Origin of the sequence: Acinetobacter sp. YH01020 (assembly GCF_013420275.1) — a bacterium.
Classification (GTDB): domain Bacteria; phylum Pseudomonadota; class Gammaproteobacteria; order Pseudomonadales; family Moraxellaceae; genus Acinetobacter; species Acinetobacter amyesii.
On record NZ_VOYN01000001.1, the window covers coordinates 182,839 to 198,877 of the forward strand.

18 protein-coding genes and 4 tRNA genes are annotated in these 16,039 nt (G+C 40.3%); 7 read left to right on the top strand and 15 right to left on the bottom strand.

Annotated elements, in window-relative coordinates:
* The first annotated feature begins 6 nt into the window (after positions 1-6).
* From FTT85_RS00900 to FTT85_RS00915, 4 genes are all read left to right on the top strand, one after another.
* Positions 7-1,278 (top strand): alpha/beta fold hydrolase, encoded by a 1,272-nt coding sequence (locus FTT85_RS00900; RefSeq protein ID WP_180182636.1) that lies wholly within the window; start codon positions 7-9, stop codon positions 1,276-1,278.
* A gap of 124 nt (positions 1,279-1,402) precedes the next feature.
* Positions 1,403-1,594, top strand: a complete 192-nt coding sequence (locus tag FTT85_RS00905; protein ID WP_257227349.1) for a hypothetical protein — start codon at positions 1,403-1,405, stop codon at positions 1,592-1,594.
* A 97-nt stretch (positions 1,595-1,691) separates the two neighbouring features.
* Positions 1,692-2,645, top strand: coding sequence for a 2-hydroxyacid dehydrogenase (locus tag FTT85_RS00910; RefSeq protein ID WP_180182609.1), 954 nt, complete (start codon positions 1,692-1,694; stop codon positions 2,643-2,645).
* A gap of 56 nt (positions 2,646-2,701) precedes the next feature.
* Complete coding sequence (locus FTT85_RS00915; protein WP_180182610.1) at positions 2,702-3,127, top strand: hypothetical protein; 426 nt, start codon at positions 2,702-2,704, stop codon at positions 3,125-3,127.
* Positions 3,128-3,157: 30 nt separating this feature from the next.
* Here the strand turns inward: FTT85_RS00915 and FTT85_RS00920 are convergent, their stop codons facing one another.
* The 8 genes from FTT85_RS00920 to glyQ form a co-directional block, all read right to left on the bottom strand.
* Positions 3,158-3,667 carry a hypothetical protein gene (locus tag FTT85_RS00920; RefSeq protein WP_180182611.1) on the bottom strand — a complete coding sequence of 170 codons (510 nt, stop codon included), beginning with the start codon at positions 3,665-3,667 and terminating at the stop codon, positions 3,158-3,160.
* 111 nt (positions 3,668-3,778) lie between these two features.
* Positions 3,779-4,267 (bottom strand): hypothetical protein, encoded by a 489-nt coding sequence (locus FTT85_RS00925; protein ID WP_180041359.1) that lies wholly within the window; start codon positions 4,265-4,267, stop codon positions 3,779-3,781.
* A 262-nt stretch (positions 4,268-4,529) separates the two neighbouring features.
* Positions 4,530-5,177, bottom strand: coding sequence for a hypothetical protein (locus FTT85_RS00930; RefSeq protein ID WP_180182612.1), 648 nt, complete (start codon positions 5,175-5,177; stop codon positions 4,530-4,532).
* A 351-nt stretch (positions 5,178-5,528) separates the two neighbouring features.
* On the bottom strand, positions 5,529-5,918 hold the full coding sequence (locus tag FTT85_RS00935; protein ID WP_078189759.1) for a hypothetical protein: 390 nt from the start codon (positions 5,916-5,918) through the stop codon (positions 5,529-5,531).
* A 392-nt stretch (positions 5,919-6,310) separates the two neighbouring features.
* Positions 6,311-6,697: a hypothetical protein gene (locus tag FTT85_RS00940; RefSeq protein WP_180041342.1), complete on the bottom strand. Its 387-nt coding sequence runs from the start codon at positions 6,695-6,697 to the stop codon at positions 6,311-6,313.
* A gap of 4 nt (positions 6,698-6,701) precedes the next feature.
* On the bottom strand, positions 6,702-7,295 hold the full coding sequence (locus tag FTT85_RS00945; RefSeq protein ID WP_180041344.1) for a DUF6036 family nucleotidyltransferase: 594 nt from the start codon (positions 7,293-7,295) through the stop codon (positions 6,702-6,704).
* 1 nt (position 7,296) lies between these two features.
* The gene (glyS, locus tag FTT85_RS00950) at positions 7,297-9,366 is read right to left on the bottom strand and encodes a glycine--tRNA ligase subunit beta (RefSeq protein WP_180182613.1); all 2,070 of its coding nucleotides are present in this window, start codon (positions 9,364-9,366) and stop codon (positions 7,297-7,299) included.
* Positions 9,366-10,349: a glycine--tRNA ligase subunit alpha gene (glyQ, locus tag FTT85_RS00955; RefSeq protein ID WP_067666981.1), complete on the bottom strand. Its 984-nt coding sequence runs from the start codon at positions 10,347-10,349 to the stop codon at positions 9,366-9,368. Before glyQ ends, glyS begins: the two co-directional genes overlap by 1 nt.
* Before the next feature lie 266 nt (positions 10,350-10,615).
* Between glyQ and FTT85_RS00960 the strand changes: the two genes are divergently transcribed.
* The gene (locus tag FTT85_RS00960) at positions 10,616-10,948 is read left to right on the top strand and encodes a 2OG-Fe(II) oxygenase (protein WP_180007122.1); all 333 of its coding nucleotides are present in this window, start codon (positions 10,616-10,618) and stop codon (positions 10,946-10,948) included.
* Positions 10,949-11,239: 291 nt separating this feature from the next.
* On the opposite strand, the gene FTT85_RS00965 is transcribed toward FTT85_RS00960, so the two are convergent.
* Positions 11,240-11,842: an OmpA family protein gene (locus tag FTT85_RS00965; RefSeq protein ID WP_168377937.1), complete on the bottom strand. Its 603-nt coding sequence runs from the start codon at positions 11,840-11,842 to the stop codon at positions 11,240-11,242.
* Entirely contained in the window at positions 11,842-12,423 is a 582-nt protein-coding gene (locus FTT85_RS00970; RefSeq protein WP_168377936.1) for a hypothetical protein, read from the bottom strand. Before FTT85_RS00970 ends, FTT85_RS00965 begins: the two co-directional genes overlap by 1 nt.
* 275 nt (positions 12,424-12,698) lie before the next feature.
* On the opposite strand from FTT85_RS00970, the gene FTT85_RS00975 reads away from it, so the two are divergent.
* Positions 12,699-13,805: an HPP family protein gene (locus tag FTT85_RS00975; protein WP_111885910.1), complete on the top strand. Its 1,107-nt coding sequence runs from the start codon at positions 12,699-12,701 to the stop codon at positions 13,803-13,805.
* A 118-nt stretch (positions 13,806-13,923) separates the two neighbouring features.
* Here the strand turns inward: FTT85_RS00975 and FTT85_RS00980 are convergent, their stop codons facing one another.
* Positions 13,924-14,181: a PspC domain-containing protein gene (locus tag FTT85_RS00980; protein WP_078189754.1), complete on the bottom strand. Its 258-nt coding sequence runs from the start codon at positions 14,179-14,181 to the stop codon at positions 13,924-13,926.
* Positions 14,182-14,509: 328 nt separating this feature from the next.
* On the opposite strand from FTT85_RS00980, the gene FTT85_RS00985 reads away from it, so the two are divergent.
* The gene (locus tag FTT85_RS00985) at positions 14,510-15,136 is read left to right on the top strand and encodes a hypothetical protein (protein WP_218955409.1); all 627 of its coding nucleotides are present in this window, start codon (positions 14,510-14,512) and stop codon (positions 15,134-15,136) included.
* 137 nt (positions 15,137-15,273) lie between these two features.
* Here FTT85_RS00985 and FTT85_RS00990 read toward each other — a convergent pair.
* From FTT85_RS00990 to FTT85_RS01005, 4 genes are all read right to left on the bottom strand, one after another.
* Positions 15,274-15,349: transfer RNA gene (locus FTT85_RS00990), tRNA-Lys, on the bottom strand.
* Between the two features lie 262 nt (positions 15,350-15,611).
* A tRNA-Lys gene (locus FTT85_RS00995) sits at positions 15,612-15,687 on the bottom strand.
* A gap of 49 nt (positions 15,688-15,736) precedes the next feature.
* A tRNA-Lys gene (locus tag FTT85_RS01000) sits at positions 15,737-15,812 on the bottom strand.
* 21 nt (positions 15,813-15,833) lie between these two features.
* Positions 15,834-15,909, bottom strand: a tRNA-Lys gene (locus tag FTT85_RS01005).
* Positions 15,910-16,039 lie beyond the last annotated feature (130 nt).

Sequence of the window (16,039 nt, forward strand, 5' to 3'; positions counted from 1 at the left end):
AGCACAATGGAAAAGCACATCATTTTTGAAGATGATCAAATTCGTGTCATTTTTCAGCCTGGCAGTTCTCGTGAGCTTATTTTCTCCTTCGGTGATTTGATTACCCGCGCCAAGGGCTTGAGCATCAATGCAGAGAAGTCTTTGCAAAAATATGATTTTAATGTGATCGGTGTGATGCCGAAACAAAAATCGTGGTTTCCAGCATCGTCAATGCAGCCGATGTATCAAGCCATCAAGCCGATCCTCGAACAATTTGAGCTGCGAATTGCCTATGGTGGTTCCATGGGTGGCTATGCTGCCATTAAGTATGCCAATTTATTTGGATTCCATCGTGTGGTCAGTATGGTGCCGCAGTACTCCATAGACCCTGAAGACATTGTCGATACACGCTATGGCATGTTCTTTCAACCTAATCTGCATGCCAATATGCGGGTGCTTGCTGAAGACGTATCGACTACACGTGAATATATCGTGGTGTATGATCCTTATTGTCCAGAAGATCGCGCTCACTTTGAAAAACTACAGGCTTTAATTCCGCATGTGCATGTGTTACATCTGCCGTTTACAGGGCATGATGCCATTGCAGTGTTGGCGAGTTCTGAACTGTTAAATGATTTCTTGAGACATCCTTTTGATGCGCCGTATTTTTATCAAAAAATGCGTCGGGTTAAGAAAAACAGCAAATTTTATTATCGAAAAGTTATCGAAAATTTACTGACTCGCCATCGAGATGCCTTGGGTGAAATTTTAAAAAGCAATTCGTTTCAGCTTGATCCACAATTTTTTGATGCCAAACAAAAACAGACCTTATTACGGGTATTGTTTAATAACAAACAAGTCAGTGAGCAAGATCTGCAAAAGTTGGGAATCACGACCTTTTTACCTCAGGAAAATCGTAGCCTGTTACTCGACCAGTTTGATCATGGTTTAGTGTTTAACGTGATTAGCCAAAAAATTGAAAGCTATGCAGCCGGTGTGATTGCGCTGAATCACAAGTTTTTGATTCCTTTGCAGCCGAAGGGCACAGGCCTGGTATACGTACAAGTCCAAGATGAGCGTTACATGGTGGTGATGAATGACCGTCAGGTAATGAAACTGGTCTTAGCTCAAGATGAATTGGCGACAGGTATGCATCCGATTTTAATGCAGAAATATGTGGGCTATTACACGCTGAACTATAAAGAACTGCGTTTGAGTAGTGATGAATTTGGTCAAATCTTCTTTGTGGAAAATGCCGATGCATCTTGTCAGTTCGTGGTGCAACCCGAACAAATTTAAGCTCGATATTTAGTTGAAAATCCAAAGCTTGCTAATTTGTAGGAAGAGATTATGATGAGAGAAAGGCAGTATAAAAAACAATCATACTGCCCAAAACATCATAAGGAATATGAGGGGTATCAGTATGCATTCAACGCAGATGCTTGCTGTATTATTCATCTTAGTGCTGACCATGGGTTCAGCCTATGCACAGGGGGTTAGTTCAAGCATACTGGTTTTTAGCAGCAGTATGTTGTTACTTACGATACTGACCATTTATGTCATACTCAAAATTCGAAATTCACTGCAACATCATCTCGATAAACCCGCGAAATAGCGGGTTTTTTTATATGCTATTCGATTGCACTTTGGTGCATCACAGGTTTTAATCATTCACAATCGAATCTTTATAATCGGCCAGAAGGGAAGCAGCCATGAAAGCGGTATTTCTAGATTATCAGTCTCTAGATAAACAAGACTTAGATTTTAGCGGACTAGAAGCACAGTTTGATGAATTGATGCTCTATCCCGCAACAGCGGCTGCAGAGGTTGCCCAGCGCATACAAGGGGCTGATGTGATTATCAGCAATAAAGTACACATCAATGCTGAGTACATGCAGCTCAATCCGCAATTAAAACTGATCTTAATTTCTGCCACTGGCACCAATAACGTTGACCTTGTACAAGCACAGCAACAAGGCATCGTGGTGTGTAATTGCCAAGCTTATGGCACCGCTGCGGTCGCACAGCATACCTTGATGTTAATGTTGAACTTGGCGACATCATTTCGACAGTATGATCGGGCGGTTCAACAAGGAAATTGGCAAAAAGCGGATCAGTTCTGCTTACTGGATTTTCCAATTATTGAGTTGGCCGGTAAGACTTTGGGGATTGTCGGCTATGGCGAATTGGGGCAAGCCGTGGCACATTTGGCTAAAGCTTTTGGCATGAAAATTATGATTGGTGCGCTACCGAATCGACCTATGGTGGCTGAGCGAGTGGCCTTTTCTGAGATGCTAGCGCAGGTCGATTTTCTCAGTTTGCATTGTCCTTTAACAGAGGAAACCCGTGATTTACTCGATTATGAAAGCTTGGCTCAAATGAAAGCATCGGCCTTTGTGATCAATTGCGCACGAGGTGGTGTTGTCAATGAAACTGCATTAGCCGAGGCATTAAAATCAGGAACGATCGCAGGCGCAGCAACCGATGTCTTGACGGTTGAGCCACCCAAGCAGGGCAATGTGCTGCTCGACCCAAGTATTCCAAATTTAATTATTACCCCACATAGTGCATGGGGAAGCGTCGATGCGCGACAACGCATTGTGCAGCAATTGGTAGAAAATGTAGAAGCCTTTAAAGCGGGGATAGTCATTCGACAGGTCAATTAAAATCGAGTTTCAGGAACATTATTTTTGAACAAAGCTCCATATAAATAGGGATGTCTATGCAGGTCGATCTTGCCAATAAAAAAAGTTTAAGATTATTTTGCATGCTGATTCTCTTTACCGCATGCATCTCTTGGGCATGGTACAGTTATGTACTAAATATCGGTGAAAATTATTTATTGCAGAACCCTGATTTTGAAGTTCATAAATTCATGCCGACCTTAAAAGTTGCGCTGGTTTCGGTATTTTTTATTGTGCATTTCGTCTTGGCGCTTATTGATTTTTTAAATCGCTATTGGTACTGGGGGCTATGGCTTGTTGTGGTGCCTATTATTGTGGGACAGGTCTATTTTTCCGTCTTTGGAGAGGTTGCTCATATTGATCATTTATCAGTCTGGGTTGACTATTCATTTTGCCTGTTGATGCTTATTCAAATCTGTACAGCATCGTTTGTACGTAGGCGATATCTCAAGCCTACTGCTTAATGCATTAATGTTTAATTTAATAGTTAAATTTCAGCATTTTTTCAAAAATTTAGCATTGAAATGATTTTTGATCCGCCCAAATTCAAGTTCAGTCTTGATACTGTTTGGCATCATGATTCGTAAATAACTTTTTTCGAGTTTAAAAGGCTCTTTGGTATTGGGTACAGGATTAAAGCCACCATTTGGGTAGATCAAATTTGTCTCATAGGCACGTAAAATCTGATCATTGTGAAAATAGAAACTTGTTAGGGATTGATTGGATTCACCAAAAACATAAAGATTAATTTTGCATTGACCATCGAGTTGATACAGTGTTGCTTCATTGCCTTCAGTCGATTTGTATTCTTCGTCATCTAGCATTTCTAAGGTTTGTAATAATTTACCTTCGGCATCATGGTTATATTGGTATGAATCGTACAATTGGGGGAAAATAGTCTGCAACTGTGGATAACTTTTCAACAATTGTGGAAAACGTTGTAAGCCAATCACAGAGCCAACACAGAGCAGAATACCAAGTAAGATACCAAATAAAATTCGCATTTTTTTCTCATTAATTCATTGTTTTTATAGGCATAGGCCAAAGACCAAAAGCATTCAATTTTGGTTTTAAAAAAGCCCAACCAAAGTTGAGCTTATAAATGTGCTGTTAAATTATAAATCAGTCACTGGATACGTCGTAGAGGTCGAACTCGATGGATAACTACTTTGTGGATATTGATTGTTATTTTGCCCCGCATTGTTGTTTGGAGCCGTATTGATCGTATTGCCTGAAGACGGTTCACTCAACGACTGTTGGCTAATGGGCGCAGGTTGGCTGGTTTTGCCTGTGATATTTTCACGGGTTTGTTTCAATTTTTCATTGACGTTTTGGGTGGCTTGCTGTGCGCCCTGATCAACCTGTTGTACTGTATTTTGAGTAGCTGTTTTCGTATTGTCCCAAGCTTGGTCAACCGAAGGCTTAATTTTAGAAATTCCACGTTCAGTCATTTCGCCAATATTTTTAGCAGCACCGACCACGCCTTCTTGGGCTTTATAGGCCCACACATGCAATAAATTTGGATTATCGCCATAAGGGCTCACAGGTTTTTTCGCTTGTTGCTCAGTACTTTGCGCTGCTGTGTTTTCTTGTGCCCAAAGCATGGGTGTCGTGAATATTAAGCTTAGGCATAACGTTGCTTTTAATGAAATTTTCACAGCTTCACCTCTGAATTTTATAGATTTTCTATCTGATGAACGGTTTTAACGCATTATAGGAAAAATTGCAGCGAAAAAAACCTGCCGTAGCAAAATCAATACAGCAAATGACAGCTTTGTACACGTTTGTATTTTGCCTAGGGTAAAAAAAAGGCCCACTGAAGGGTGAGCCTACTCTCTGGAGGAGAGGGTATGAAAGCCAGTTTATTTATTTGTGAGCACCTAAGCTGGCTTCATGTGAGCTATGGACTTCAGCTTGTGCGACAGGCGTTTGCAACTGTACATTGCTACTGCCACTCACATTGGCTTCTTGACCTTTTTGGAAATTCGCTTTGGTTTGTTGCCATTTTTCACTGGCAAATTGGCGACCTTTCTGAGCTTTTTCACCTAAATAGCTCTTGGTTTGATCAACTTTGTTGTCGACATTGTTTTTACGTTCATCAAGTTTTGCTTTGTCTTTTGCAGCTTTTTCATCGAGCTGTGCTTTACGCTCATCAAGCTTGGCTTTGTTTTGCTCAGCCTTGGCATCGATTTTGGCTTTCGCTGCATCTGATTTTTCATCTTTTGACTGTTTTAGGTCAGCCCATTTATTTTTTACATCTTGCTTTTTGTCAGCACTGAATTCTTTGGTGTCTTGCCATTTTTCTTGGGTGAATGTTTTGGTCTTATCGACGCCTTTTTCAATTTTGTCACCCGCTGTATGCGCAGACTGATTAATGTCTTGTTTTAGATTTTGCAGTACAGACGGTTGCTGTGTTTCAACTTTCGCATTGGTTTCTACTGCGGTGTTCGCAAATAGTGGGGTGCTTGCGAATAATGCTGCGGTGATCAGTGTTGTTTTAAATAAAGGTTTCATCTTTGCAATTGTCCTCTTTTATTGAACGCTGCTGTTGCACTCAGCATTTGCGCTTTTGGAGCAGAGGACATCTTAAGAGTAAAAAAAAGCAAAAAGTGGTTTTGTGCGATAAGTCACACCATGCAATAACAGCTCAGATACGCGGAAGTTTGAAGTGTGGAAATATGGTTAAGTTAATGCATTATTGTAATTTTATGAAAATACAGTGGCTTATATGTGTTTTGCACGTTGCTGTGGTGTGATGCTAGTTACGATTTTCATGATTAAAAATTATGGGTTTGAACGAATTATTGTTCAAGATTCAAGGAAAAATGAACCATACCTCCATTTTGGAGATATGGTTTTTATTATTTATTCACATTGTGTAAGTGCATCTTTTGCAAAATGACCGCGTAATGCAAGGAAGTTCTTTTGTACATCCGCTGCATTTAAATCAAAATTGTGCGCTGAACTTGTACCATCTTTAGCAAAGGTTGCTGTACCACCTGAAATGAGGGTTAAGCCTTTAAATGACCATTGTTCAACCGATTTTGCTTCTTCTAAATTGCCTGTAAATTCAATCACGCATTTATCTACAAATTTAGTCAGTTTTGCTTTGTTATCCGTGGTATCTGGGTAGACATCAATGTTTTGAACTTCTTGTAATACACCTGTTTCAAGTTGTGGAATCGTTGGTGCAGATGTACATGCAGAAAGTGTTAGACCCGCAAGACCAGTCAAAAGGAATGCTTTCAATTTCATAAGTTTCATTCTTGTTGAGTGTTGTTGTCTTTGAGTATAGGGAATTGGTGAATTATTGGCTATAGGCTTAAGGTTCTAGTCTAAGATATTCATGCTATTCGATTTTACGGATCGGTAGATCTATCTGATTTTGTTTTTTATATTGGATGTATAGTAATGCCAGAATGATGATTGTATAGGTAGAAAAATAAAATCAAAAGTTGCGCTCAGCTCCTGAAAATATTAAAAATTCAGCTATGATTGGCGGGAGCATAGCAATCATGATGTATTCGATGACGGAGAGAGGTTCTTTGTTTTTATATTGAGCTTGTTTTGTGCTTACTGCTCTAAAGGTTTTTGTATTTTCAAATCTTAAGTGAGTAATTTTTATTTAAAGGGTTTTGATTGATTGTTTAAACGTGAGAATAATGTCGTGTTTGTAAGCTGAGCAATTGGGGTTTTAGATGATTTAAATCCTCATTTAATCCATATTTTTTAGCTAAAGGATCAACTAATGTTCTGACATCATGAACTCTATAAGTATGCTGAACATTCATTGATTGCGAAAAGGATTTGAGTTGTTGTCTTCTAGATACGCTGGAACAAGAATAGCGTCTAAATTTTTCTAGTAAGAAAACAAGACGGCGTTTCTCTAGTCTATTTAGATGTAATGTAACGGACGGTAGAAATTCTGAATACAGTAATGCTTCAGCCACAGGTCGAACCTCCTCAAATGTGGCAGAGGTTAGGGGCTGCTTTAATAGTTTTTTCAAAGCATTTTCAAATTCTACTTGATCCATACAATTAATCTCTGAGTTCTGACAAGATCGAAATCATGTATCTGATGTTGGATTCTAACTGTTGCGGAGTTGCATAGTAATCCATAGCATTATTCGCTGATTTTTCAAATTCTTCAAGAGTGAATTTATTTCTAAGAAATAGCTCTTTAATATCTTCTATATCGCGATCAGATAGACGAGCTAACTTGGAAACGGCTAGGTCTAGACCAGAAACTAAGTAAACCTCAACCACATGTTCTGTTACGAGAGGAATTATACGTTCATCGTAGTCAGGATCAATAGAAGCTAAGCTAGTATTGAATCCGCGGTCAAATTCTAAATTGGTTTCAAGATTATGGTTATCTAAATATTCGATATCATTTCCTTCTAGGAATAAATAAATTTCATCTTTCTTTAACTCTTTGATAGCTTCTATGTGTGCATCAATATCATTACTACCTCGAGCATTAGTGTGAATATGAAAAGCACATCCACCAAAAATAAATGCTTTGACTGCACCATGAGGTAAATCAGAATGGTTTTCTAGGATCCAATTTTCGAGCTCTGAGAAGAGCTCGAAAATTGCTAGAGCAATTGGAGAATCGCTATAGATTGTCATATTAGTGCTGTAACACTGAAATATCAGCCACTTTCGTGAACAAGTCACGAAGCTGTGCAAGCATACGTAAACGGTTCGCTTTTAGGTTAGCATCATCTGCCATCACCATCACACCGTCAAAGAATGCATCGACTGGCGCACGCAGCGCAGCAAGCGCAGACAATGCAGCCGTGTAGTCTTTGGCAGCAAATAATGGCTCAACCACAGGAGTCACTTCAGCAAGTTCAGCGAACAATGCTTTTTCAGCATCTTCAACCAAGTTTGCTTCAATCACAGCGCCTTCAGGCGCAGCTTCTTTCGCAAGAATGTTAGCTACACGCTTATTGGCAGCGGCTAACGCAGCCGCTTCAGGCAAGTCACGGAAGTGATTTACTGCATTTACACGCTTATCAAAATCTAAAGGAGATTTTGGAGAAAGCGCTTGAACCGCTTGAATCACGTCAACCGCAACACCTTGGTCTTCGTATTTCGCACGGTAGCGGCCTTCAAGGAATGCAACAGCATCCGCCAAAGTCTTGTCATGGTCTTTTAATACATCGCCATATGCAGCCAAAGCAAGCTTGATCAGTTCTTCAATCGAAACATCAAGATTGTTTTCAGTCACTAAACGCAAAATACCAATCGCAGAACGGCGCAGTGCAAACGGATCCTTCGAACCTGTCGGCGCTTGACCGATACCGAAAATACCAGTCAGCGTATCTAAACGGTCCGCAAGGGCAATGGTTGTACCTGTTTTAGTTTGAGGTAAAACATCGCCAGCGAATTTAGGTAAATACTGTTCGCCTAGCGCTTCAGCAACTTCGTCATTTTCGCCTTCAATACGCGCGTAGTATGTACCCGCAATCCCTTGAAGCTCTGGGAATTCACCCACCAATTCAGATGTTAAATCGCATTTTGCCAGCAGGGCAGCTTTTTCAGCATCAGCTGGGTTTGCGCCAGTAATCGGCGCAAGCGCCACAGCCAGCTTGGCAATACGTTCAGATTTGTTCCAAAGCGTACCCAATTCTGCTTGGAACACCATGTTTGCCAATTTCTCTTTACGAGACGCAAGCGGCTGCTTTTGATCTTGCAGGAAGAAGAATTCAGCATCTGACAAACGCGGACGTACAACTTTTTCATTCCCTTCAATAATTTGAGACGGATCTTTCGACTCAATGTTTGACACGGTAATGAAGTAAGGTTGAAGTTTATTGTCGCTATTCACTAAGCAGAAATACTTTTGGTTGTCCTGCATAGTCGTGATGAGTGCTTCTTGAGGCACTGCAAGGAAGCGTTCTTCAAAGCTTGCACGCAGCGCAACAGGCCATTCAACCAATGCTGTTACTTCGTCACGTAAGTCCGCAGGGACAATCGCAATGGCATTCACTTCATCAGCCAAAGCTTTGACTTGTTGGTCGATGATGGCTTGGCGCTCTTCAAAGTTAGCAATCACTTTTGCAGTACGAAGGGCATCAAGATAAGCATCGGCATTTGCAAGTGTAATTGCTTCAGGAGCATGGAAACGGTGACCATAAGTCACGTTACCTGCTTGGTGATCCTGAATGGTTGCTTCAATCACATCACTGTCTTTCAACAACACAACCCATTTTACAGGACGTACAAACTCAGTACGGCTTGCAGCAGAACGCATGCGTTTTGCAATAGGTAGGTTATCTAAAGCGGCTTGTAAAATTTGTGGAAGTAAAACATCAAGGCTTTGACCTTTTACATCTTTTAAGTAGCACACTTTTTCAACTTTACCTGCTTGGAAAGTTGATACTTGATCAACCGTGATGCCTTGACCGCGCATAAAGCCTTCAAGTGCTTTAGTCGGTTTGCCTTCGGCATCAAATGCTGCTTGTTTCGCAGGGCCATCAAAACGTTTTTGAGTGTCAGCTTGCGCTGCATCAACATTCACAATTTTAAGTGCAAGGCGGCGTGGTGCTGCATATGCTTCGATTGAATCGAATGCTAGACCTGCGTCTTTTAAGCCTTTTACCGTTTCTGCATGTAGCGCATCACGTAATTTTTTTAAGCTTTTGGGTGGAAGTTCTTCGCAGCCTAATTCGAACAATACTGTATGTTTAGACATTATTTGCTCTCCTTAGATTCTACTTTTGCTTCCGCTTCAACTTGAGCTTTGAGTTGAGCAAGGACTTCGTCACGTAAAGCAGGTTCTGCCATCGGGAAGCCAAGCTTCGCACGCGCAGCGACATAGCTTTGTGCAATAGCACGAGCCAATGTACGGACACGTAAAATATAACGTTGACGTTCAGTTACTGAAATTGCGCCACGTGCATCAAGCAAGTTAAAGCTATGCGATGCTTTAATTACTTGCTCATAAGCAGGAAGTGGAAGTTCCGCTTCCATTAAACGAGTCGCTTCCGCTTCATAGAAGTCGAAGAGTTCAAACATTTTTTCAACGTTGGCATATTCGAAGTTATAGGTTGATTGTTCAACTTCGTTTTGGTGGAACACGTCGCCATAGGTCACTGTACCAAACTGACCTTTAGTCCAAACCAAATCGTAAACAGAGTCTACACCTTGGAGGTACATCGCTAGACGTTCTAGACCGTAAGTGATTTCACCTGTCACAGGGTAGCACTCGACACCACCAACTTGTTGGAAGTAAGTGAACTGAGTTACTTCCATACCGTTTAACCAAACTTCCCAACCTAAGCCCCATGCGCCAAGTGTTGGAGATTCCCAGTTATCTTCCACGAAACGAATGTCGTGAACAAGGGTATCAATACCAATGGCTTTTAATGAATCTAAGTACAACTGTTGGATGTTGTCTGGGTTTGGTTTCAACACGACTTGGAACTGGTAGTAGTGTTGTAGGCGGTTTGGGTTCTCACCATAACGGCCATCTTTCGGACGGCGAGATGGCTGAACATAAGCAGCGTTCCAAGTTTCAGGGCCTAAGGCACGTAGGAAAGTTGCAGTGTGGAATGTACCCGCACCCATTTCCATATCGTAAGGTTGAAGAATTACACAGCCTTGTTCAGCCCAGTAGTTTTGTAAGGCAAGAATTAAGCCTTGGAAGGTATCAATATGCGATATGGCGCGACTCATGGTCATCCACTTAAAATTAGATAAAAATTGTGCTCAATTATAAGGATTTTGGGGGTGTGTGGCAAAGGTTTCGCGTGAACAAGTGGGCTTTTAATGCCAGATAGAATAAAGGCACTGCGGGTTTTAAATGAAGCTGAGTATTTATTGGTAAGAATGGTAGCAATAAGAAAGCTTCATCAGTGATACTGTTGTTAACGATGATCATGCTATAAAAATACAATAAAATTTAGGAATAATAAAATTATTCAAAGACTTATGGGTTTTAAATGGTTGCATTGAAAAAAGGAAGACAGCATTCGGGTTCAGATAAAATGTTGTTATTACAAAACCATTTAGGACTTAAATGTGATGCCTATTTTCTTCGTTTTCCTGTGGGTTCAATGATTCCACCACGTCAAGACTCTGTACAATATGGGCAGCATTTTAGGTTGAATATCGTGATTAAAAAATCGAAAGCAGGTGGTGAATTTATATGTGAGCGAAGCATCATTGATTTACCAAGAGTTAAATTATTTAGACCAGATTTGTATCGGCATGAAGTGACTGAGGTGCAAGGCAGCTCATGCTATGTATTAAGTATCGGATGCGTAATCGATTAAATTTGATAGATAAAATCAATATCTTTTAAGAAAATTCAGCCTGTAATTTTCAAAAAAATCCCAAATAACCAACAGGGTAATCGGTCTTTTATAACGTCTTTTGCAACTTAGGTGGCTTGGTACAGCATACGAAAATCGAATAAAAAATATCGCCGCTCAATGAACGTTTGCTATATGACTTTGGCGCGTCTATCGTTTAGAGATATTCTCAAAAAAAGAATCAAAATTCACCACTAAAAATTTAGTCGTAAAATAAAAAATGAGTCGTTTAGACTCATTTTTATCAAGGCTTTATGACTCAGATAAGCTTTTGGTTTTATTAATTACAATTTCAACCCGTCGATTTTTCTGACGACCTTCAGGATTGTCCTCACCATTAGATAGGGTATTCGGTTTAAGCGGCTGACTTTCTCCCATCCCGCTGATTTGATAATTTAAATCAATACCTTGGGCTTTAAAATAATCACGCACCGCTTCAGCCCGTTGTAACGACAGTTTTTGGTTGGCGGCATCTGAACCAATATTATCGGTATGGCCGACAATGGCAATAATGCCTTTACCTTTGCTTTTTAAGGTCTGGGCTGCTTGCTGTAACTCAGGTTCAGCTTCGGGTTTTAAATTGGCTTTGCCAAAATCAAACAGCACATCCGAACTTAAATTCACCTGAATATTAAATTCATTATGATTGGCACTTAAATCTGAACCGACAGCCGATAAATTACTGGCTTCTGCCTGAGGTTGACTTGGTTCAGATGGCTTCGGCTGCTGTTCTGGCACAGTCTGAGTGTTGTCTATTTCTGCGACGTTCTGTTCAGTCTGCGGTGGATCAGTTTTGGAATCTACACATCCTGCAATCAATAAGCTCAAACTTGCGCTATACAGTAATGTTCTCATTAGCGTTCAACCGGTATGCCGTCAAAAGAACCTGCATTACCTAAATTGATGCTAATGGTCTTGGTGCTTTCAGGCGGCGCAGGGAATTTAAAGGTGAGTAAAATAGGTTCATAACTGGCTTTTTGGATAGCTTTATTTGTTGCATTTAAAGGTGCTGCCATCCAAATGCCAGCATCATCTTGCAGCAGTCCTACTTTTTTGGCTGTGTCATCATCAATATAATTGGTTTGTTCCAAATTGATGGATGTGCTCATAAATTCAGTGTTTCCATTTGGGGCAGGGTTAGGTTGAGCTATCACTTTTACAGTTAAAATTTTTCCAATCACCTTGACGCTTTGTAAACCTAAAGTGCCTTTACTCATGGGGATTTCAGCTAAAGTGGGTTGAGGCGCTGGTGCTTCAACTTGTGGTGCTGGTTCTCGAATAAGATCATCCCCATTTTTTGCAGTTTCAGCTGGGGCCATTTCTTGAGGTGTATTATCATTGGCTGGCGGATTGGCTTGTTGAGGTTCTTTGGAGCAGGCCGATAAACCCAAGCCAAGCATACAGAGGGCACACATTGCGAAGATATTTTTATTCATTCAGAACATCCTTTTTTCAAATATTTTTATAGGTCTTTTGACTATAGGGAATTTTAAACAGCTAGCCTGTCTAGGTTTTGTTGTAAAACGTTAATGAAATAAGATAGATGAGCAGGTGATTGACTCGTGAGCATTATTCAGTTCTTTCGGCTTTAATTTGGATTAGATATTGTTCAGTAGAAAATTTTATAAGATAAAGGTATAAAATAAATACATCTTATAAGAGACTTCGTTTTATAATCGCCCATCTGTTCGAATAATCAATCAGGCATATCGTGTTTCACGCAAAATCAGCTTGGCTTAATACACTTAAACCCAACTTTAAAGTTTTACCATTAAAAGATCGCATCCTATGTGGGGTAGGTGCTTTGCTTGGCTTGAGTATATCTTCGCTGATTAGTTGGTTAGCGCTAGGTGACTTAAATGCATGGTATATCGCCCCGATGGGCGCATCGTCTGTGCTGCTCTTTGCTGTACCTGCTAGTCCTTTGGCACAGCCGTGGAATATGGTGGTCGGTAATAGTCTTGCGGCTTTGATTGGCGTGACTTGTGCGATGTATATTCCTAATTTAACCGAAGCTTTTAGTATCGCAGTTGCATTAGCGATTATCTTAATGATGACCACGGACTCATTGCATCCACCGAGTGGGGCAGTAGCGATTACCGCGGTATTGGGCGGAGAGGCTGTCCATGATTTAGGCTACGCCTTTCTCTTCTATCCAGTGCTTTTAAATTCGGTACTGCTGATGGTGGTTGCTATTATTTATAACCGATTACTAGGTAAGCAGTATCCACAAAAAGCACAAGTTAATACACGGACGACAGATCCAACACCGACACAAAAAGTGTCGATTCAACCTGCGGATATTCAGCAAGTCTTAGAACAGCAAAGTCAGTTACTCGATATCAGTGAATACGACCTACAAAAAATCATTTTAGAAGCACAGCAGTTAGCTAGTCGTCGTGGTCTAAGCCAGTTTCATTGTCGTGATCTCATGAGCCAGCAAGTGATTAGCTTGCGTGCAGAAGATGATATTCAGTCAGCATTGGAAAAGTTTAAACAAGTCAATTTGATGAGTTTGCCAGTGGTGAGTGATCTGGATCGCTTGGTGGGAAATTTGGCTTTATATGATGTAGTGGAATGGTTTAAACGTGCCGCAGACCCCAAAGCCAGTTGGGAAAATCACGTTTATCAAATTATGAATCCCAAAGTGGTGACCGTGCAGCCAGATCAACCGATTGAAGATTTGGTGCCGTATTTTGTGGAAAGATCTTTTAATTATATTCCAGTCGTTGAGCAAAAACGGTTGGTGGGAATGATTAGCCGTGCTGATATGATCGCAGCGTTATATCAACAGTTAAATCAGCAAACAAAATCTTAAGCCTTAAACTTTGATTTAAATTCATCAGACTTAAATATGGTTTTGCCAAAATGTAGGCAAAAAAAAGCTACGGAATCTTGGGGGAGAAACCGTAGCGACCAAACTGGGTCAAGGGATTTTAACGTCTGTCATCATTCACAGTACGGATTGGATCTGAATAGCCATTGGTACGGAAAAAGTTATCTTGTGCTTTAGGCATGACTAACCATAAAACCAAGTACACCAAAATACCGGGAAAGGCTGCGCTTAAGCATGATACAAAGATAAAAATAATACGCAGTAAATTTGCGTTCCAACCAAAACGTTCAGCAATACCCCCCATCACACCAGCAATCATGTTAGAGCGGTTTGAGCGATATAAACCAACATTGGCCATTCAGGTCTCCTTCAAAAAAAGAATAAATTTGAATATTTCCAAATTCATATTATAGAAATGGTGACAAGCTTTGCGATTTAAAGGGTGCAGAAAAAAAATTAAGTAAAGTTATGTAATTTGAAGAATTGGTTTGATTAGTTTGCCTTTAAAATAGCTTGATTATTAATTAAATATCAACGATAACAATGAGATATGATTAACATATATCGCAAATATATGTATACAGCGTTGATTTTTTGATTACAATATTAAGTCAGCAAGAACTGAAAAAACCAATGAATGATTGGTCTTGGCACATTATATGAAAACATCGGCTTCACCTTTTTTGATGAAATTTGCATATCTTTCAGTGTTTGCAGGAGTGTTCAGCCTCTCTTTTAGTGGTTGTAGTCCAACGCCTCAACCCGCAGCGGATAAGGGTGAAAGTTCAGCATCAACTGTCGCATCGGAAGTTCAAGCGAAGCAAGATCATGGAAAAAAATTAACCCAAGTGGCAGGGCAGGCGACATTGCCGAATGACGATGAAATAAAGTCAGCTCCTGTTCCTGAGCATGCCAAAATTTTTATTGGACGTTTTCATGCCAAAGTGAAATGCGATGACAGTTTTATTCCATGCCCAGAAGGCGATGCAGAGTTCATCCTTAACTTATTGCCAGATGGCACGGTACACCGCAGTATTATTCAAATTGGAAAAGTGTTTGCTGAAAAAACCAATACGTCAGGCATTAATGTGAAATATCGTAAGGATACGTGGAGTGTCAATGAAGCACATACCGAGCTGGTGGTTCATCGAAAAGAAGGCGTGAATTTTTATTATCGCGTGATTAATGAAAATAAAATCACTATGGATTTAGACAAAATTCGTCAAGGTGAAGTCGATCGAAATCAGGAATTATTTTCTAAAGGTTATCCTCAGCCTCAACATGCCTATACCTTGGTGAAAGACCCAAATTAAATACTGCGAATGAAGTAAATAAAATTATAAATTGCGTTTGAGTGTCGGCGTGAAATTCGCAGATCTTGGTGGATCAAATGTTACTAGCAAATAAAAAATTGAATTATTAATACGACATAGTTAAGACTAAACAGAATTGGTGGGTTGTGTGGGGTTCGAACCCACGACCAATAGATTAAGAGTCTACTGCTCTACCAACTGAGCTAACAACCCTGAGAAAATTTTAAAAGAGCATTTTAAAATTTTAGCAAGATAAACGAAGCGCGTAGTTTTGAATACTAGGGAATATTTGTTATCTAAAATTTTTCAGGTCAAATACTTCATCTAGCAAGACAAGAATGATACTTCGCAACATCGCTATAGCAAAATTTCGAGAATGGCGAATCAAAACCAATAATGGTGATGGTTTGTCTTGGTCGGAACCTGCAGGTTTCTTTTTCTTCAACTGCCGGAAGAAAGAAGCCCTAAGAAAGAATGGTGGGTCGTCCGCGACTCGAACGCGGGACCAATAGATTAAAAGTCTACTGCTCTACCAACTGAGCTAACGACCCTTAGGGGGTATGTACAAGATTGTAATCTAAAACTGGCATTTTAGAAAGATGGTGGGTCGTCCGCGACTCGAACGCGGGACCAATAGATTAAAAGTCTACTGCTCTACCAACTGAGCTAACGACCCATCTTGTGGTATCGAAGGAAATGGTGGGTCGTCCGCGACTCGAACGCGGGACCAATAGATTAAAAGTCTACTGCTCTACCAACTGAGCTAACGACCCATTTCGCTTGATGGTGCGTATTGTAGCAAGATCTGCTTCAAGCGCAAGTAAAAATTCATAAACTTGCTTTTGTTTGATTATAAATACAACAAAGTAGCTCATTTTAGCGGATATCTGTCGCTAAAATGAG